Below are 20,358 nucleotides of genomic sequence, written 5' to 3' on the forward strand. Positions count from 1 at the left end.
ATTTTGTACAATAGAGGTATGAAGTTAGAAGTAGAGGGGTAAAAAACGATGAGTGACAAAGATTTTTCTTTACATGACATTGTTGAAATGAAAAAAGCCCATCCTTGTGGAGAAAACAAATGGAAAGTCATTCGTATGGGGATGGATATTAGGATTAAATGTGAAGGCTGTCAGCATAGTATTATGATGCCAAGAAGAGAGTTTGTTCGCAAAATAAAAAAAGTGCTCGAACGACATTCCGAATAAAACTTTTGTTTCACGTGAAACATCTTACCAAGAAGATACAACTATAACTGTATCTTCTTTTTAATTGAATCAATTTCATAATTACGGTTCGTTTAGTGAAAAACGAATGTTCCGTTTATCATAATTAAATAACGTTTATATAAAACGTAAATTATATGAAAGAATAGGTTTAATATTCGTTTTTCGATTAGTAATTGTACATTATGAAACTCACTCAATTGGTTACAATTAGTCATCCATAATGTAAGGTTAGACTTATTTCAACTTGTCTTTTTAGCGTGTTGTATCTATAATTGTGGAAGGTTCATTGAGTGAAAGATGTACTAATAGGAGTGGATAATATGGCTTTAACAGCTGGTATTGTTGGTTTACCAAATGTCGGGAAATCAACCTTATTTAACGCGATAACACAAGCGGGTGCAGAATCTGCGAACTACCCGTTCTGTACGATAGATCCAAACGTAGGAATTGTAGATGTTCCAGATGAGCGTCTACGAAGATTAACAGAACTAGTTCAACCGAAAAAAACAGTACCAACGCACTTTGAGTTTACGGATATCGCAGGGATCGTAAAAGGAGCGAGTAAAGGAGAAGGACTAGGAAACAAGTTCTTATCACATATTCGCCAAGTAGATGCAATCTGTCACGTAGTTCGTTGTTTCGCTGATGACAACATTACACACGTTGCTGGAACAGTGGATCCTATTTCTGATATTGAAACGATTAACTTAGAATTAATTTTAGCAGACTTAGAATCCATCCAAAAGCGTATGGAGCGTGTTGGAAAATTAGCAAAACAAAAAGATAAAGAAGCAGTATATGAGTATGAAGTGTTAGTGAAGGTTCAAGAAGCACTAGAAAATGAACTTCCAGCACGTACGGTAGAAGTAACGGATGAACAAGTAAAGTACTTAAAGGGAATGCACTTATTAACGAGCAAACCAGTTCTTTACGTAGCAAACGTAGGAGAAGATGATGTAGCAGATCCATCAGGTAATGAATACGTTCAAAGTGTTCGTGAATTCGCGGAAAAAGAAGGCTCTCAAGTAATTGTTGTTTGTGCAAAGATTGAATCTGAAATTGTAGAGTTAGATGCAGAAGAAAAAGAAATGTTTTTAGAAGAGCTTGGAATTGAAGAGTCTGGTTTAGATCAGTTAATCCGAGCGGCTTATAACCTACTTGGACTAGCAACATACTTTACTGCTGGTGTTCAAGAAGTTAGAGCATGGACGTTCCGCAAAGGGATGAAAGCTCCACAATGTGCTGGTGTTATTCATACAGACTTTGAACGTGGATTTATTCGTGCAGAAACAGTTTCATACGATGACCTTTTAAATGCTGGTACAATGGTTGCTGCTAAAGAAGCCGGAAAAGTCCGCTTAGAAGGTAAAGAGTATGAAGTAAAAGATGGAGATGTGATCCATTTCCGTTTTAATGTGTAAGGATGTTGCAATTAGCTGGATGTTCTGATATAATTTTAATTTGTGAGTATTAGTATTTACTAATTGCTCCTTGCCCGTTATGGGCCGTTTAGACCAAAAGGAGGTGACTGTGATGAGAAAGTATGAAATCATGTACATCATCCGTCCGAACATTGAGGAAGAAGCAAAGAAATCTTTAGTTGAGCGTTTCAATACTATTTTAACTGAAAATGGTGCTGAGCTTAACGATTCTAAAGAGTGGGGCAAACGCCGCTTAGCTTACGAAATCAATGATTTCCGCGACGGTTATTATATGCTTTTAAAAGTAGCTTCTGGAGCTGCTGCTGTTCAAGAGTTTGATCGTCTTGCGAAAATTAGCGAAGACATTATCCGTCATATCGTTATTAGAGAAGAAGCTTAATTTTTAAATATAGTCCTTGAAAACGGACAATATCGCAAGGGAGAGTGGAACTGTGTTAAATCGCGTTGTATTAGTAGGTCGTTTAACGAAAGACCCTGAATTACGTTATACACCAAGTGGAGTGGCTGTAGCTACTTTTACTTTGGCGGTAAACCGTGCGTTCCAGAGTCAATCTGGTGAACGTGAAGCGGACTTTATTAACTGTATTATTTGGAGAAGACCAGCTGAAAACGTAGCTAATTTCTTGAAAAAAGGAAGTTTAGCTGGTGTTGATGGTCGCATTCAAACGCGCAATTATGAAGGACAAGACGGTCGCCGTGTATATGTAACTGAAGTTGTAGCGGATAGTGTTCAGTTCTTAGAACCTAAAGGCGCAAGTGCTAATGCTGGTGGTGGCGGTCAAAGCCGTCCAAATTCTAACCAAGGTGACGGGAGCTACGGCTCTGGACCATTCGGTAGTGAACCTGGTGGAAATGGTGGTTATGGTCAGCAAAACCAACCACAGCGCAATAACAACAATAACCAAACTCGCATAGATAATGATCCGTTTGATCAAAAGGGACAAACAATAGATATTTCTGACGATGACTTACCATTCTAAGACAAGAGAATGAAAATCGTTAACTAAAACTAATAGGAAATGGAGGCGAATACTATGGCAGGTGGACGCAGAGGCGGACGTAACAAACGTCGTAAAGTTTGTTATTTCACAGCAAATGGAATCTCTAACATCGATTTCAAAGATGTTGATGTTCTAAAAAAATTCATCTCTGAGCGCGGAAAGATTTTACCTCGTCGTGTGACAGGTACAAGTGCTAAATACCAACGTAAATTAACAGTTGCTATCAAGCGCGCTCGCACAATGGCTTTATTACCATACGTAGCTGGTGAATAATATCCATAAAACTTAACAAAGAAGGCAGTGAGAGTCATATCTTACTGCCTTCTTTTTTGCAAAAAGGGACCATTTCTTATATAAATATAAGGAGATGTTCTGTTATGTTACAAAAAATAGTGAATGTTACAGGTAAACGGGTAGCTAATCGGCGAGAATAAGGAATTTATCGGCGGAAAAGGCGAGTCAATCAGCGAAAATAAGGGATTTATCGGCGAAAAAGAAGAATCAATCGGCGGGTACAGGCAGTGAATCAGCAGAAACCATACTTTATCGGCGAAAATACAAATTATTCGGCGGTACTGCGCTGCGCGACTTCCTCGAAATGCTATCATTCTTTTTGGATGAAAGCGAGCTCCTGTAGCGAACATCAACAGTTAATACCCTAAAATGATTGCTAACTTGCTAACTAACACATCGTTAAACATCTCACATGTAATCTTCTACATAAGGGTAAAATAAAAGGATGAAGGGAGTGTGCCTAAATGAAGGAAACGAAAAAAATAACAGAAGGTGCCGTATTACTCGGGCTTTATATCATTCTTCTATTAATCACACTATATACCCCTGTTATTAGTATGATTTCATTACTAGCACTACCATTACCTTTTGCTTTATACGCAGCAAGGTATGACATAAAATTTTCAATATGGTTTATTGTATTAGCTAATTTCATCTCGATGTTATTCGGCTCACCATTAGCACTTATGATAAGTTTACCAGCAACAACAGTCGGCATAGTGATGGGATATTTATTTTCTAAACAAAAAGACCGTTATGCAATCTTAGGAGCAGCTACTGGGGTTTATTTAATTAATTACATAATGTTGTATGTACTAACGGTATTATTATTTCAACTTGACCTCGCACAACTTTTAGAAGAGGCGTCTGCACAGTCTGTTCAAACTGCTGAAAGTATGTTAAATGCTTTAGGTCAAGAATCTGTTGAAGAAGTAATCGCTACTTATAATACAATGATTCAACAATTGCTTTATCTCTTACCTTCACTATTAGTGCTGGCATCATTTGTTTCTGCCTTTATTAGTCAGTTTTTAGCTGGCATCTTTTTACGTAGATTCAAAGTAGATGTAAAACCATTTCCGCCTTTACGTGAGTTAGTGCTACCAAAAAGTTTATTATGGTACTATTTAGTAGTAATCATCTTATCGTTAATGTCATTGGAAGAAGGCTCAACATTATATATTGCAGTTGTCAACTTATCGTTCATATTAATGCTATTAATGACGATTCAAGGTTTCTCTTTTCTGTTTTTCTTTTTCGCTCAAAAGAAAATGTCGAAAGCAATTCCAATCACTATTTTAATAATTTCTTTCCTTATGCCACCACTACTATATATAATTAGAATGATTGGTATTTTTGATATCGGTTTTGATTTAAGAAAGAGAATACAAAAATGAGTAAATTGGTAAATAGGAGCTGAAAAATTCATGCCTAATCATTTAGATAAGCAACGAATAAATCTACCGTTTTTTACGTTGCTAGCATTGGCTGCACTTCAGCTGGTAGTAATCATTTTTCATCAATGGCTAATAGGAGTAATTAGTTTAGTTTTTCTAATTTTTATTTTGTATTATTATCGCAACGAAGAAAAGCAGTATCAGAAAGAGATGGAGCAATATATTTCTACGTTATCTTACCGTTTGAAAAAGGTAGGAGAAGAAGCATTAATGGAAATGCCGATTGGTATTATGCTATATAATGACGACTTTCAAATTGAGTGGGCTAATCCTTTTTTAGCTTCATGCTTCCACGAAGAAACCTTAGTAGGACGTTCTATTTATGAGGTTGGTGAAGAACTTATCCCATTTCTGAAACAGGGAGAGTCTGAAACAGAAATTATTAGTTTTTATGACAGAAAGTACAAAGTTGTCAGCAAACGGTCGGAAAGACTTTTATATTTCTTTGATGTAACAGAACAAGCACAAATTGAGAAATTATATGAAGCAGAAAGAACAGTTGTAGGGGTTATCTTTTTAGATAACTACGACGAAGTTACACAAGGGTTGGATGATCAAACGAAAAGCACTATTAACAGCCAAGTTACATCGATCGTTAATAAATGGGCAACAGATAATGGTGTCTTTTTAAAGAGAACATCTACTGAAAGGTTTGTAGCTGTCCTAAATGAAAGTATATTAGTACAACTGGAAAAAAATAAATTTTCCATACTAGATGAAGTTCGTGAGCAAACCGCTAAACATAGTATGCCATTAACACTGAGTGTAGGGATCGGTACAGGATTATCCTCACTTCCTGAGTTAGGGCAACAAGCACAATCTAGCTTGGACTTAGCATTAGGTCGTGGTGGTGACCAGGTTGCGATTAAACAAACAAACGGTAAGGTGCGTTTTTATGGTGGAAAAACAAACCCGATGGAAAAACGTACACGTGTTAGAGCTAGGGTTATTTCTCACGCATTAAAAGAATTAATAAATGATAGTGATAAAGTCATCGTTATGGGGCATCGTTTTCCAGATATGGATGCGATCGGTGCTTCTATTGGAATAGCGAAAGTCGCAGAACTGAATCAAAAAGAAGCGTTTATCGTCCTTAATAATCAAGAAGTGGATACAAGTATTAAAAGATTGTTAGATGAAGTAAAAGTAAACGATAAGTTATGGGAAAGATTTATTTCACCAGATGATGCCTATGAGATTTCTACTTCGGAAACGTTATTGGTTATTGTGGATACACATAAACCTTCCTTAGTCATTGATGAAAAGCTATTAAATAAGTTTGATAAAATAGTTGTCATTGACCATCATCGTCGTGGCGAAGATTTTATTGAAGATCCATTATTAGTTTATATGGAACCATATGCGTCTTCGACAGCGGAGTTAGTAACAGAACTTATTCAGTATCAACCGAAACGCTTGAAAATTACGATGCTAGAGGCGACAGCGCTACTAGCTGGTATTATTGTCGATACGAAAAGTTTTACGGTAAGAACGGGTTCTCGTACGTTTGATGCTGCATCCTACTTACGTTCACAAGGCGCAGATACGATACTAGTACAGAAGTTTTTAAAAGAAGACTTAGATAACTTCGTGAAACGTGCGAAGCTGATTGAAAGTGCTTATTTATACAAAGACGGCGTGGTTATTGCTTTAGGGAATAAAAATGAAATCTTTGACCAAGTAATGATTGCTCAAGCGGCAGACACACTACTAGCTATGAGTGATATTCATACTTCATTTGTTATTGCCAATCGTACGGAAGACCAAGTAGGAATAAGTGCGAGGTCACTAGGCGATGTTAACGTTCAATTGCTAATGGAAAGACTTGAAGGTGGAGGACATTTAACAAATGCTGCGACACAGCTTAAAATGAGTTTAGAAGATGCCGAAGAGAAACTAAAAGAAGTAATTGATGAACACTTTGAAGGAGGAGAAAAAGAATGAAAGTTATTTTCTTACAAGATGTAAAAGGAAAAGGAAAAAAAGGGGAAGTGAAAAATGTAGCAGATGGATATGCTCATAATTTCCTTATCAAAAACGGTTATGCGATGGAAGCAACAAATGCGAACATGAAGTCTTTAGAGGCTCAAAAAAACAAAGAGCGTAAAGAAGCGGCAGATGAGTTGAAAAATGCACAAGCTCTAAAAGAGACATTAGAAAAGTTAACAGTTGAAATCGCTACAAAAGCTGGAGAAGGAGGACGCCTTTTCGGTTCTATTACAACGAAACAAGTTGCAGAAGAATTACAGAAAAAGCATAATATCAAAATTGACAAGCGTAAAATGGAGCTTAATGATGCGATTAGAACGCTTGGTTTTACAAATGTTCCTGTGAAGTTACACAGTGAAGTAACAGCAACATTAAAAGTCCACGCAACAGAACTTAAATAACAGAACTTATATCAGATTGGATTTTCTACCAAAGTTTTAGCATTGAACTTTTATACTACACATGTTAATCTTTATCACATAAGCTCGGCTATTTGCCGGGTTTTCTTTTTGACAAAACTAAGTTTGATATAGAACATGATCTTTTTTGTAAATATTACAAGCGGTTGATTTCCGCGCAAGTTGTAGACTCCTGCGGGATAAGCGGGGGACTGGAGACCCCACAGGCGAAGTCGAGGAGGCTCCAGCCACGCCCGCGGAAAGCGGAGACTTGCGCGGAAATCAACCGTGTCATTTAAAAAGAGTTTTTGACAAAATGATAAATTGTGAAGAAAATATAAGTATAAAATAGATAGGAAATGTTATAAGGGGAAGGGAGGACAAATAAGATGAGTGACCTTTTTGCTGATCGCATACCACCTCAAAATATTGAAGCGGAACAAGCGGTAATTGGTGCTATTTTTCTTGAACCAGCTAGTTTAACTTTAGCATCTGAGTTGCTATTACCTGATGACTTTTATCGTGCTGCCCATCAGAAAATTTATGATGCTATGTTAAATCTAGCGGATAAAGGTGAACCTATTGACTTGGTAACTGTCTCAACGGAGTTAGCAAATCTAAAAATATTAGAAGAAGTTGGTGGCGTATCCTACTTAAGTGATATAGCAAACGCCGTACCGACTGCAGCTAACATTGAATATTACGCTAAAATTGTAGAAGAAAAGTCTATATTACGCCGTTTAATACGTACAGCTACCCATATTGCCCAAGAAGGTTATTCGCGCGAAGATGAGGTTGCTGGTTTATTAAATGAAGCGGAAAAACAAATCTTAGAAGTTTCCCAACGTAAAAATGCAGGTGTTTTCCAAAATATTAAAGATGTATTAGTGAAAACATATGATAATATAGAAACGCTTCATAATCGTAAAGGGGATATAACAGGTATTCCAACTGGCTTTACAGAGTTAGATAGAATGACTGCTGGATTCCAACGTAACGATCTTATTATTGTTGCTGCCCGTCCTTCTGTAGGTAAAACAGCGTTTGCTTTAAATATTGCGCAAAACGTAGGGGTAAAAGCAAAGGAGAACGTGGCGATTTTCAGTTTAGAGATGGGTGCCGAACAGCTAGTAATGAGGATGCTTTGTGCTGAAGGAAATATTAATGCCCAAAACTTACGTACAGGTCAATTAACATCGGAGGACTGGGGTAAATTAACGATGGCGATGGGTAGCTTATCTAATTCAGGTATTTTTATAGATGATACACCAGGTATACGTGTTAGTGAAATTCGCTCGAAGTGTCGTAGATTAAAGCAAGAAAGTGGTCTTGGAATGATATTAATTGACTACTTACAGCTTATCCAAGGTAGCGGTAGAGGCGGCGGAGAAAACCGTCAACAGGAAGTATCTGAAATTTCTCGTTCCTTAAAAGCACTTGCGAGGGAGTTAAAGGTACCTGTTATTGCCCTATCACAGCTATCTCGTGGAGTAGAGCAACGTCAAGATAAGCGTCCGATGATGTCGGATATTCGTGAATCAGGAAGTATTGAGCAGGATGCTGATATCGTCGCTTTCTTATATCGTGATGACTATTATGATAAAGAAAGTGAAAACAAAAATATTATTGAAATTATTATTGCTAAACAGCGTAACGGTCCAGTTGGTACAGTATCGTTAGCGTTCGTAAAAGAATACAACAAGTTCGTTAACCTTGAACGACGGTTTGACGATGAAGCAGTTCCACCAGGAGCATAAATATAAAAAGGGAAAAACACTTACTTTAGTAGGTGTTTTTGTCTTTTATAAGAGTAAATGGTAAATTAGTTGGTGTTTTCACGAACAAATTATTAATTAGTATAAATTAATGTTCGTGTTTTAATTGACTTTGGAATAATATGCTGATAAACTTAGTTTGTTTGAGGCAAGCTATAAAAGCCATAAAAGCATATATAAAGCGGAGGTGTACATTCTATGACATCAGTAGTCGTAGTAGGAACACAGTGGGGCGATGAAGGTAAAGGAAAAATTACCGATTTCCTATCAGAAAATGCAGAAGTAATTGCGCGTTACCAAGGTGGTAACAATGCAGGACATACAATCAAATTTAATGGTGAAACGTATAAATTACATTTAATTCCTTCCGGGATTTTTTATTCAGATAAAGCTTGTGTGATTGGTAACGGAATGGTTGTGGACCCTAAAGCACTTGTAAAAGAATTAAAATACTTACATGATCGTGGCGTTACGACAGATAACTTACGTATCAGTAACCGCGCACACGTCATTCTACCTTATCACTTAAAATTAGATGAAGTAGAAGAAGAACGTAAAGGTGCAAATAAAATTGGTACAACGAAAAAAGGTATTGGACCTGCGTATATGGACAAAGCGGCTCGTGTTGGTATCCGAATTGCTGACCTATTAGACCGTGAAATCTTTGAAGAAAAGCTTACGCATAACTTAGCAGAAAAAAATCGTCTATTAGAGAAAATGTACGAGACAGAAGGGTTCGAGTTAGAAGACATTCTGGACGAGTATTATGAGTATGGCCAACAAGTAGCAAAGTACGTATGTGACACATCGGTCGTTTTAAACGATGCATTAGACGGTGGACGTCGCGTACTATTTGAAGGTGCTCAAGGTGTTATGTTAGATATTGACCAAGGTACATACCCATTCGTAACGAGCTCTAACCCTGTAGCAGGTGGAGTAACGATTGGCTCGGGAGTTGGACCTTCTAAAATCAAAAACGTTGTAGGAGTTTCAAAAGCTTATACTACTCGTGTAGGTGATGGACCGTTCCCAACAGAACTACATGATGAAATTGGAAACCTAATTCGCGAAGTAGGTCGTGAATACGGAACGACTACTGGCAGACCTCGTCGTATCGGTTGGTTCGATAGTGTAGTTGTTCGTCATGCACGTAGAGTTAGTGGAATTACCGACTTATCTTTAAACTCCATTGATGTCTTAACAGGGATTGAAACATTAAAAATTTGTGTTGCTTACCGATACAAGGGAGAAATTATCGAAGAGTTCCCAGCTAGCTTAAAAGTGCTTGCAGAATGTGAGCCTGTTTATGAAGAAATGCCAGGTTGGAAAGACGATATTACTGGTGTGAAAAACTTAAGTGAGTTACCTGAAAATGCTCGTCACTATTTAGAGCGCGTATCTCAGTTAACTGGAATACCATTATCTATTTTCTCAGTAGGACCTGATCGTTCACAAACAAATATAGTGCGTAGTGTGTACGCGTAAATATAGTGAAAGTCCCTCTCGAAAAGAAGAGAGGGACTTTTTTTTGAAAAACTATTGCATTGTTATACAAAACTATGATAATATAAAAAACGTCGTCAAAACAGATTGTAAAATCTTAAGTGCCATTAGCTCAGTTGGTAGAGCACGATGAGTAAGCTGTGAAGCAATACATCAGCGTACACGCCGAGTTGCTACTTGAATGATCTTTCTGAGGTGTGGACGTCAAACAGAGTAAGCTTCTTCGAATGAACAAAATAGTAATCCTGTTAAAATAAGCGGATACTTTAAAAATATGTGCCATTAGCTCAGTTGGTAGAGCATCTGACTTTTAATCAGAGGGTCGAAGGTTCGAATCCTTCATGGCACACCATTTAATTTTTAGGCCCATTGGTCAAGCGGTTAAGACACCGCCCTTTCACGGCGGTAACACGGGTTCGAATCCCGTATGGGTCACCATTTTTCATAATGACAGATTTATCTGGTCCCGTGGTGTAGCGGTTAACATGCCTGCCTGTCACGCAGGAGATCGCCGGTTCGATCCCGGTCGGGACCGCCATTTAAAAACTATAAATATTTGAGGGTTGAGAGAAGCGAGAAGTTCGAGGAAACAAGCGAACGTACCGGAGCGTATTTGACATACGTGAGGATGTGAGTGAGTGAAGTTGACGAAGAAATTCGACGCTTATCGCAAGCCGAACAGGGCTCGGTAGCTCAGTTGGTAGAGCACGAACGAGTAAACTGCGAAGCGATGCTTCAGCGCACAAATTGAACTGCTTCTTGAATAATCTTTCTGAAATTTGGGCGATGGACTGGCTAGCGTAATATAAATAAAATATTAACCAAATAATAATGCGGCTCGGTAGCTCAGTTGGTAGAGCAATGGACTGAAAATCCATGTGTCGGCGGTTCGATTCCGTCCCGAGCCATCCAAAAAACCATCAAGATGATAACATCTTGATGGTTTTTTTATTGTTTTATAATACTAATTGTTTAGATAGAAAAAAGAAAAATACGTTAATTTTAGTAAAAGTAGTAGGAAAATCCCTCTATTTCTACATTTATTCCGTCCTTCATACTTACAAGCTAGTCCAAAATAATCACTAATGTTACAAAAATCGTCTAAATTAACGGATAAATATGACAACAATAATACAATTATGTTACATATTCGATTCTACTATTCTATTTTTTTATCAAAATATGTTATGGTAAAGAAGTGTAAAAAAGAAAGTATGTTATTAAAGACCTATTTTTCTTACATATTAAAGAGAATTGGACTCAGGGGGTACTAACCATGCTAGGCCAGTTAAAGAGTAAAACAAAACAATACATACAAAAACTAAATAAAAATTTACATATGTACACGAGTAGCTGTCTAAATGAATTAGGAAAAAAGGCAATTTTCACAACAGTAGCTGTTACGACTTTATCAATAGGAGCTATGTCTGTTACTGCCGCTAATAATCCATTGTTAAGCACAATCCATCACGTGTATGTAGATGGTCAACTCATTGGAGCTGTAGAAGAAAAAGAGCAAGTGCAAAAAGCAATTGATTCAAAAATTACGGAAGCCCAAAAGAAGCATATAGATCTTGACTTAACGATTGGAAATGAAATCTCCTACATATCAGAAAAAGTATTTCGTTATTCAACGAATAATCAGAGGGTATTAGACCGAGTTTTAGATAAAGTAGAGATTAAGGCAAATGGTGCTGTTATTTTTGTAGAAGAAGAGCCGGTTGTGTATCTTCATTCAGAAGAGGCAGCAGAAGAAGCTATTTATAAATTAAAACTTGATTTTGTTTCAGAAGAAGAGCTTGCTGAAATCGAAAGTAGAAAAGAAATCAATGAAGAGTTACCACCTCTTCAAGAAAATCAGTCTCGTATATTAGACGTGCGAATGACGGAAAAAGTTTCAATAAATAAAGAAAAAGTTTCATTAGAAAATATTTTATCTGTTAAAAAAGCAATTAATTTATTGAAAAAAGGTACACTTGAAGAAAAGCAATACGAAGTGCAAGAAGGGGACGTATTAGGCTCTATTGCACAAGACCATAACTTATCAACTAGTGAACTATTACACTTAAATCCTTCTATTAAAGAAGATTCATTGTTACGAGTTGGCGATAAGTTAAATGTTACTGCTTATAAACCATACATTCATATAATTGTTGAAGAAGAACGCTTCAGAATAGAAGAAATTGCATATGAACAAAAGGTAGAAGATGACGCCAACAGACTTAAAGGTGAAACGAGTGTGAAGCAAGAAGGTCAGAATGGTGAGCGTACTGTAAACTCTATCGTTACAAGACAAAACGGCGTAGTCGTTCGCACAGATATTATTGAAGAAAAAGTGACGAAAGAACCTATAGATAAAATTGTATTAAGAGGAACAAAAGTGATTCCTTCTAGAGGGACTGGATCCCTTGCATGGCCTGCTGTAGGCGGTTATGTTTCAAGTAAAATGGGCTATCGTTGGGGAAGCTACCATAAAGGTATTGATATTGCTCGACCAAGTGATAGAACTATTAAAGCAGCAGACAATGGTATTGTGGAATCTGCAGGCTGGGATGGTGGATACGGAAATAAGATTGTAATAAACCACCAAAACGGAATGAAAACAGTATATGCTCATCTTTCTTCCATGAGTGTCTCTAGAGGTCAAACGGTAGCTAGAGGTCAAAGTATTGGAGTAATGGGATCTACTGGAAACTCAACAGGTATTCACCTTCATTTCGAAGTGTATCAAAACGGACAACTGAAAAACCCACTAAACTATTTAAGTAGATAACAGAATTCGACCTCTAGCATGAGAATAACCCCTTGCTAGAGGTTTTTCTATATAGATTGATTAAATTATTACGTATAGATTACTTTCCCTCTAAAAAGATGCTTTAAACATGTACACATGGTAAAGTAAAGATATTAAAGTATTTTTTCTGAAAATCTTTTATAAGTTTATTTCTTAAACATACCATTCCTTGTTGATTGAAGTGGCAGGCGCGAGACTCCTGCGGGAAAAGCGTGTTAAGTGAGACCCCACAGGCGCTAATGCGCCGAGGAGTAGGTTTTTTCACGACAGTGAAAATAACCTTCCTTTTGACCGCCCGCGGAAAGCGAGTGCCTGCCACTTCAATTAACAAGTTTAGAATGGAAACAGCCTTTTCGAAAATGGGTAAAGTAATTAATATTATCTTTTAATATAAAGGAGAGTATTTCACATGGAAAAACGTATTCTTGTAGTCGATGATGAAAAACCAATTGCAGATATATTAAAATTTAACCTTCAAAAAGAAGGTTTTGACGTAACTTGCGCTTACGATGGTGCAGAAGCAGTAAAGAAAGTAGAAGAATTAAAACCAGATCTAATTCTATTAGATATCATGCTTCCAGAAAAAGATGGAATGGAAGTATGTAGAGAAGTAAGAAAGAAATATGATATGCCAATCATTATGTTAACAGCAAAAGATTCCGAAATAGATAAAGTATTAGGTCTAGAACTTGGTGCGGATGATTATGTGACCAAGCCATTTAGTACACGTGAATTAATTGCAAGGGTTAAGGCTAATTTACGCCGTCAAAATACGAAAGCCAATCCAACAGATACGACAAACGACATTCCTGTTGGGGCATTAATTATTCATCCTGATGCTTACATGGTAACAAAGCGTGGCGAAATGGTTGATTTAACACATCGTGAATTCGAACTACTACACTACTTAGCAAAACACATTGGACAAGTATTAACGCGAGAACACCTACTTCAAACTGTATGGGGTTACGATTACTTTGGAGATGTAAGAACAGTCGATGTAACGGTACGCCGTTTACGCGAAAAGATTGAAGATAATCCTAGTCATCCAGCATGGATCGTAACAAGAAGGGGTGTAGGTTACTACTTGCGTCATGCTGACCAGGAGTAGTCCTACATGAGGAAAGTTAGCTTTTTTCGTTCCATTCATTTGAAGTTCGTTTTAATTTACGTATTACTCATCTTAATTGCTATGCAAATTATTGGTGTTTATTTTGTTAGGCAGTTAGAGACTCAGCTTGTGGAAAACTTCACAAACTCCTTACAGGAGCATATGCATTTGCTAGCGTACAACATTGAGCAAGAAATGAAAAAGCCGCGAGATGAGACAATGCCTTCTCAGGAAGAGGACATTGGACGTATTCTTCAAGATATCACTTCTGAAGATATTAATGAGGTACGTGTTATTGATAATAAAAGTAGGGTGTTAGGTACATCTAACCCATATAATAAATCAAAATATGTCGGTAAAAGGACAACAGAGTTAATTGTTAAGCGGGCACTAGCAGTCGGGACATCTTCACGTAAGATGGAGATTGACCCAAATACTGGACATCGAATGCGGGTAATAGCGGTTCCTATTAAAACAAATAACCAAGAGATTATTGGAGCCATATATCTTATTGCTTCTATGGAAAATGTATATGACCAAATGCGGCAAACTAATAACATTTTAGCAACTGGAACCATTATTGCGCTTGCTGTTACGGCAGTATTAGGGGTTCTGCTTGCTCAAACGATTACAAGACCTATGTCTGATATGCGTAAACAAGCATTAGAGATGGCTAAGGGTAACTTTACACGTAAAGTTAAAATATATGGCCAAGATGAAATTGGTCAATTGGCCTATTCTTTTAATAACTTGACCCGTAAATTACAAGAAGCGCAGGCAACGACAGAAGGAGAACGACGCAAATTAAGTTCCGTTCTCGCTCATATGACAGATGGCGTCATTGCAACCGATCGTAAAGGGCGCGTGATGTTAATTAATGAACCTGCTATACGTATGTTGAATGTTCCACGTGAAACAGTGTTATCGAAGCCGATAGTAGAAGTACTTGGTGTGAACGAGGAATTCACGTTTGAAACGTTAGTTGATGGGCCAGATTCGTTAATCTTAGATTTTAGTACACACAAAAAACCATATATTTTAAGAGCTAGTAACTCTGTCATTAAAAAGGAAACAGGGTTCGTTAACGGACTTATTACCGTTCTTCATGATATTACAGAACAAGAAAAAATTGATCAAGAGCGTCGCGAGTTTGTTGCAAACGTGTCACACGAACTGAGAACGCCATTAACAACGATGAGGAGCTATTTAGAAGCATTAGCTGATGGTGCATGGGAAGATAAAGAGATTGCACCAAAGTTTCTAGATGTTACTCAAACAGAAACAGAACGAATGATCCGATTAGTGAACGACTTGCTACAACTCTCTAAAATGGACAGTACAGACTACAGACTCCATAAAGATTCGTTAGATTTTGTCTATTTTTACAATCGAATTATTGACCGATTTGAACTATCTAAAAATCAAAATGTTACTTTTGTAAGAGAAATTCCGGAGAAGGAATTTTTTGTTCGAATGGATGAAGATAAAATAACGCAAGTATTAGACAATATTATCTCCAACGCCATGAAATATTCTCCAGAAGGTGGAACCGTTACTTTTCGTCTAATAGAAGAAGGCCATATGTTGCAAGTAAGTGTAAGTGACGAAGGTGTAGGTATTCCTAGTAACGAAGTGGATAAAATATTTGATCGTTTTTATAGAGTTGATAAAGCGCGTACAAGGCAATTAGGTGGCACAGGATTAGGTCTTGCAATCGCAAAAGAAATGATTGAAGCGCATGACGGGCATATTTGGGCGAAAAGTGAAGAAGGAAAAGGTACGACAATATACTTCACACTTCCTTTAACAGAAGAGCAAGAGGATGATTGGTCATGATATATGAAAATATAAAATCCATAATTTTGACGGTACTCGTATTAGTAAGTCTTGTGTTAACATGGAGTTTATGGACGTATCAACCTATGCCTGATTATGTTCGTAATGAAAAATTAATTGAGGATGTCGGAATTAGAGAACGACACGAAGTAGCAAATGTTATTAAACCAGATAAAATTTTATACCATACAGAGTCGATTCATTACGGCGCCGTAGAGCATCAAGAAATTTCCCGATTAATGAAGGAAATAAGAAATTGGAATCTGTATGAAATAGAAAGTATCACATCCTATGTTTCAGAGAGCGAGTTTTACCAATTTATGCATGGGAGCGGTAAGATGGAAGTGATCTTTCCTGATACCATTCCGATGGAAACGTTACGATATATCTTTTCTATGCAAGAAGAGGCGTATCCGAATGCATATGTAGACCGGCTAGTTTTAGATGTGAAACAAGATAGTGAAGAGCCAATCCTTCATTTAGTAAACTATAACGAACGCCGAATTTACCGTGCAAAAGTGAACAATTTATTTGTTGAGAATATAGATAGAAGTTTTTTTAAGCCAGCAGTAAGAAATCCTGCTTATCGCGCTATACCTGTTACTGGCGCAAACTATATTTTTGCACCAGCAGGAAGAGTGGAATTAAAAAGGCTCCATTATATGGTGAATTATTTATCTGCGGAGAGCTTTAAAGATAATCTGTTTCCAGACCCTAGCTTAGTAACGAGAGATCCTCTTGCTGGTGGGGAAGAATATACAGACGGATCAAGAATTATGCGAGCGGATCAAAATTGGACACGCCTTGAATTTGCTAACCCTATTGGTGGAGATGGAACAAATACACCTGATTTTAATGTCGTGGAGCAAAGTATTCATTTTATTAATGAACATAGTGGTTGGACGGATAGATACTTATTCGTAAATTGGGAAAGGTCTTATCCAGACCATACAGCAACTTTCCGACTTTACGTGAACGATCACCCGGTTTTTCAATCACAAGGGTTGTCAGAAATAAAACAAGTGTGGCGTAATAACTCAATCTATCAATATACAAGACCATTATCTGAGTTAAGATGGTCGATACCGAATGAAGAAGAGACAATTGTGCTTCCTAGTGCAGAGGCAGCATTAGCGGAACTTGAAAAAATAGCTAACTTTGAACGTGAAAATCTACAAAACCTTCGAGTAGGTTATGAACTACGAAGAGATTTGTCTAATAGCGGTGTTTATATATTTGATCCAGTTTGGATGTATGAATATAACAATAGTTGGAGAGCAATTGTGTTCCAGCGAAATGAAGAGTTAGGAGGAATGTAGAATGGATTGGAGCAAAACAAAGACCATTTTCATTTTCACGTTCCTCATCTTAAATATATTCCTAGGCTACCATCTTGTAGAAAAAAGGAATAATAGCCAGTTAGATATTTTGACAGAAACGTCGATTGAAGAGAAGTTTGAAGTAGATGAAATAACGTATGTGGACTTGCCAAAAGATCCGATGCGTTCTTCTTTTGTAACTGGTAAAAGTAAATTTTTCACCGAAGATGAGGTGGAATTGCTAGAAACAGAAAAAGAACAAGTAGTGACTATTTTAGATGAAACGAAATTGCGTGGAGTGTTCAAAGAGCCATTTGCCTTTCCAGAAACAAATACGGCGACAAGACTTGATCAAATAATAAAGAATCAAATTTTGTATGGTGACCAATATGTTTATTGGGGAATTAACGCAGAATCAAGAGCACTAATCTATTTTCAAAAATACGACGGTAGAATTATTTTTAATAACGTAAGTGGAAGCTTAAGGCTCTATTTAAATGATGACAATGAAATAGAGTCGTATGAACAAACCTATATAGACGAAATGGAAGAAATGGATGAGCCTCAAGAAGTTATATTTGCACTAAAAGCTTTAGAAAACTTATATAACTTAAACGAATTACAACCAGGAAGCCATGTATCAGAAGTAGAGCTCGGTTACATCACGCTCGGCTTAACAGCTTCTCACGTTTTAATTCCGACGTGGCACATTTTAGTTAACGATGAAATTGACTTTTACGTCAATGCATTTGAAGGTCATATTATAAGTAAAGAATATAGAACATTGGAGTGAGTGACATGAGCCTGCATTTTAGTGTACTGGCAAGCGGCAGTACTGGAAATGCAATTTATGTCGCGACAGAGGAGCATTCACTATTAATTGATGCTGGTTTGAGCGGCAAAAAGATGCAAGAGTTATTTGAAAAAGTAGATAAAAAAATTGACCAGTTATCCGGTATTTTAGTAACACATGAGCATAGTGATCATATTAAAGGGCTTGGTGTTTTAGCACGTAAATATAATTTGCCTATTTATGCAAATGAAAAAACGTGGAAAGCAATGGATGGGCTTGTTGGTAAGATTGCGACTGACCAAAAGTTTGTTTTTGATACAGGAAGTGTGAAACATTTTGGTGGTTTAAGTGTGGAATCGTTTGGCGTTTCTCATGATGCAGCGGAACCGATGTTTTATTCTTTTCATTACGGTGAGAAAAAATTAGTCGTGATAACAGATACAGGCTATGTGAGTGACCGGATGAAAGGTGTTATTGAGAAAGCAGATATGTATGTGTTTGAAAGTAATCATGATATAAGCATGTTACAAATGTGCCACTATCCATGGAGCATTAAACGACGTATATTAGGTGATTATGGCCATGTATCAAACGAAGATGCAGCGATTGCAATGGCAGATTGTTTAGGAGATAAAACTAAACGTATTTATTTGGCGCATTTAAGTAAAGATAATAACATGAAAGATTTAGCGAGAATGTCAGTTACCCAAACACTTGCAACGCGCGATGTTATCGTTGGCGAACAAGTGGAACTATACGACACTGACCCGAATGAACCAACTCCGCTAGCTTTTGTGTAAAAGTCTTTGGCTTTTGCGCCTTTCTTTTTTGTGTAAAGCCTAAATCGCAGTTGATTGTAGCGCATGTCTTCGCTTTCCGCGGGCGTAAAGGAAGGTTATTTTCACCTACCGTGAAAATACCTACTTCTCGAAGCATTCGCGTCTTGTGGGGTCTCCCGCTCCCTGCTTCTCCCGCAGGAGTCTCCGACATGCGCTACAATCAACAGCTTGAAACACTTTACATAAATGACAAGCGTCTTTGGTTCGTTTAGCATCGTATAAAGTGGTAGCGGCACTCTCCTGAAAGGAAGGGTGAAAATTGGGCTATTACGACGACCATACAGAAGAGAGAAATGACAAACAAAAAGGAAATCGTGGCAAGTTTTTTTTACCAGGACTAGTTGGTTTATCTCTAGTCGCACTTTTACTAATTGTAGCTTATCCACGTCTTGCTCCAAACGATTTGAGTGCTAGTGATTTAAGAGCTCAGCAACAAACAGTAGAAAGAACAGGGATTCAACCTGTACGTAATATTAATCAGCCAGGTCAAGGAATTGGTGGACAAAGTCCTAGTGAACAAAATGCATCTATGAACATTTCAACGGAAATTACTAGGACCGTGGATGCCGTGGCAGATTCAGTAGTAGGAGTTATTAATATTCAACAAGCAAGCTTTTGGCAAAATGAAGTGGCAACAGAAGAAGGAGAAGCAGGTACTGGGTCTGGTGTTATCTATAAAAGAGAAAATGGAAAAGCATATGTGGTAACAAATTATCACGTGATTGAAGGAGCATCTGTCGTAGAGGTAAGCTTAATTGATGGGACAAGGGTAAGAGCAGAGGTGTTAGGTGAAGACCCTTGGACTGATTTAGCGGTGTTAGAGATGGATGATACGTATGTAACGAACGTGGCAAGCTTTGGTAACTCTGATAATGTTCGCACAGGGGAACCTGTTATTGCAATTGGTAACCCATTAGGATTACAGTTTTCTGGTTCTGTTACACAAGGGATTATTTCAGGCGTAGACCGAAGTATTCCAGTGGATATTAACCGAGATGGCTATCCAGACTGGCATGCAGATGTAATGCAAACTGATGCTGCGATTAATCCTGGTAATAGTGGTGGGGCGCTTATAAATATTCGTGGAAAAGTTATTGGCATTAACTCGATGAAAATTGCACAAGAAGCAGTAGAAGGAATTGGACTAGCCATCCCAACGAATACTGCAATACCGGTTATTCAAGATTTAGAAGAGTTTGGTGTGGTGAGACGTCCATATTTCGGTGTTAGTATTGGTTCCTTAGTAGACATCTCTTCATATCATTGGCAACAAACATTAAAGCTGCCTTCTGATGTAACAGAAGGGGTCTATATTACAGATGTAGCTTCAGGCTCGCCAGCAGCTAGAGCGGGACTGCAAGAATACGATGTTATTACAGAGTTAGATGGTGAGCCACTGTACGATGTTGTCGATCTAAGAAAACACCTGTACAACGAAAGACAAGTAGGAGACACAATGACCGTCACTTTCTACCGTGGCCAACAACAACAATCAGTAACAGTCGAACTAACAGAAGAAGGATAACACCATTAGGAGAGT

The 20,358-nt window shown here is 37.6% G+C and carries 17 protein-coding genes and 4 tRNA genes; all 21 read left to right on the forward strand.

All coding sequences use genetic code 11. From position 1 onward, the window contains the following. Positions 1 to 48 precede the first annotated feature (48 nt). The 21 genes from CDZ89_RS00590 (at position 49) to CDZ89_RS00695 (ending at position 20,343) form a co-directional block, all read left to right on the forward strand. A complete protein-coding gene (locus tag CDZ89_RS00590; protein ID WP_096156181.1) occupies positions 49 to 246 on the forward strand; it encodes a DUF951 domain-containing protein in 198 nt (65 codons plus the stop codon). A gap of 341 nt (positions 247 to 587) precedes the next feature. Continuing rightward, the gene (gene ychF / locus CDZ89_RS00595) at positions 588 to 1,688 is read left to right on the forward strand and encodes a redox-regulated ATPase YchF (RefSeq protein WP_100332965.1); all 1,101 of its coding nucleotides are present in this window, start codon (positions 588 to 590) and stop codon (positions 1,686 to 1,688) included. Positions 1,689 to 1,800: 112 nt separating this feature from the next. Further along, positions 1,801 to 2,088, forward strand: coding sequence for a 30S ribosomal protein S6 (gene rpsF / locus CDZ89_RS00600; RefSeq protein ID WP_141395236.1), 288 nt, complete (start codon positions 1,801 to 1,803; stop codon positions 2,086 to 2,088). A 52-nt stretch (positions 2,089 to 2,140) separates the two neighbouring features. Beyond that, complete coding sequence (gene ssb / locus CDZ89_RS00605) at positions 2,141 to 2,689, forward strand: single-stranded DNA-binding protein (protein WP_096156183.1); 549 nt, start codon at positions 2,141 to 2,143, stop codon at positions 2,687 to 2,689. A 54-nt stretch (positions 2,690 to 2,743) separates the two neighbouring features. Beyond that, a complete protein-coding gene (rpsR, locus tag CDZ89_RS00610) occupies positions 2,744 to 2,983 on the forward strand; it encodes a 30S ribosomal protein S18 (protein WP_096156184.1) in 240 nt (79 codons plus the stop codon). Between the two features lie 485 nt (positions 2,984 to 3,468). After that, positions 3,469 to 4,401 (forward strand): YybS family protein, encoded by a 933-nt coding sequence (locus tag CDZ89_RS00615; protein ID WP_096156185.1) that lies wholly within the window; start codon positions 3,469 to 3,471, stop codon positions 4,399 to 4,401. Between the two features lie 30 nt (positions 4,402 to 4,431). Further along, entirely contained in the window at positions 4,432 to 6,405 is a 1,974-nt protein-coding gene (locus CDZ89_RS00620) for a DHH family phosphoesterase (RefSeq protein WP_100332966.1), read from the forward strand. After that, a complete protein-coding gene (gene rplI / locus CDZ89_RS00625) occupies positions 6,402 to 6,851 on the forward strand; it encodes a 50S ribosomal protein L9 (RefSeq protein WP_100332967.1) in 450 nt (149 codons plus the stop codon). Before CDZ89_RS00620 ends, rplI begins: the two co-directional genes overlap by 4 nt. A 386-nt stretch (positions 6,852 to 7,237) precedes the next feature. Continuing rightward, positions 7,238 to 8,605: a replicative DNA helicase gene (gene dnaB, locus CDZ89_RS00630; protein ID WP_096156188.1), complete on the forward strand. Its 1,368-nt coding sequence runs from the start codon at positions 7,238 to 7,240 to the stop codon at positions 8,603 to 8,605. A gap of 216 nt (positions 8,606 to 8,821) precedes the next feature. Further along, positions 8,822 to 10,108: an adenylosuccinate synthase gene (locus tag CDZ89_RS00635; RefSeq protein WP_096156189.1), complete on the forward strand. Its 1,287-nt coding sequence runs from the start codon at positions 8,822 to 8,824 to the stop codon at positions 10,106 to 10,108. A 294-nt stretch (positions 10,109 to 10,402) separates the two neighbouring features. Beyond that, positions 10,403 to 10,478, forward strand: a tRNA-Lys gene (locus tag CDZ89_RS00640). An 11-nt stretch (positions 10,479 to 10,489) separates the two neighbouring features. Further along, positions 10,490 to 10,564, forward strand: a tRNA-Glu gene (locus CDZ89_RS00645). A gap of 24 nt (positions 10,565 to 10,588) precedes the next feature. Continuing rightward, a tRNA-Asp gene (locus CDZ89_RS00650) sits at positions 10,589 to 10,664 on the forward strand. 297 nt (positions 10,665 to 10,961) lie between these two features. Continuing rightward, positions 10,962 to 11,034 (forward strand) — tRNA-Phe (locus tag CDZ89_RS00655). A gap of 368 nt (positions 11,035 to 11,402) precedes the next feature. Next, the gene (locus tag CDZ89_RS00660) at positions 11,403 to 12,899 is read left to right on the forward strand and encodes a M23 family metallopeptidase (RefSeq protein ID WP_227521413.1); all 1,497 of its coding nucleotides are present in this window, start codon (positions 11,403 to 11,405) and stop codon (positions 12,897 to 12,899) included. Positions 12,900 to 13,329: 430 nt separating this feature from the next. Further along, positions 13,330 to 14,031 (forward strand): response regulator YycF, encoded by a 702-nt coding sequence (gene yycF, locus CDZ89_RS00670; protein ID WP_096156190.1) that lies wholly within the window; start codon positions 13,330 to 13,332, stop codon positions 14,029 to 14,031. A gap of 6 nt (positions 14,032 to 14,037) precedes the next feature. Further along, positions 14,038 to 15,867: a cell wall metabolism sensor histidine kinase WalK gene (gene walK, locus CDZ89_RS00675; protein WP_096156191.1), complete on the forward strand. Its 1,830-nt coding sequence runs from the start codon at positions 14,038 to 14,040 to the stop codon at positions 15,865 to 15,867. Next, entirely contained in the window at positions 15,864 to 17,186 is a 1,323-nt protein-coding gene (locus CDZ89_RS00680) for a YycH family regulatory protein (RefSeq protein WP_096156192.1), read from the forward strand. The genes walK and CDZ89_RS00680 overlap by 4 nt, the downstream gene beginning before the upstream one ends. Position 17,187: 1 nt before the next feature. After that, positions 17,188 to 17,979, forward strand: coding sequence for a two-component system regulatory protein YycI (locus CDZ89_RS00685; protein WP_096156193.1), 792 nt, complete (start codon positions 17,188 to 17,190; stop codon positions 17,977 to 17,979). A gap of 5 nt (positions 17,980 to 17,984) precedes the next feature. Continuing rightward, the gene (locus CDZ89_RS00690) at positions 17,985 to 18,779 is read left to right on the forward strand and encodes an MBL fold metallo-hydrolase (protein WP_096156194.1); all 795 of its coding nucleotides are present in this window, start codon (positions 17,985 to 17,987) and stop codon (positions 18,777 to 18,779) included. Positions 18,780 to 19,077: 298 nt separating this feature from the next. Next, on the forward strand, positions 19,078 to 20,343 hold the full coding sequence (locus tag CDZ89_RS00695; RefSeq protein ID WP_096156195.1) for a S1C family serine protease: 1,266 nt from the start codon (positions 19,078 to 19,080) through the stop codon (positions 20,341 to 20,343). Positions 20,344 to 20,358: the final 15 nt, after the last annotated feature.

This window comes from Bacillus alkalisoli (genome assembly GCF_002797415.1).
Lineage (GTDB): Bacteria > Bacillota > Bacilli > Bacillales > Bacillaceae_I > Bacillus_CD > Bacillus_CD alkalisoli.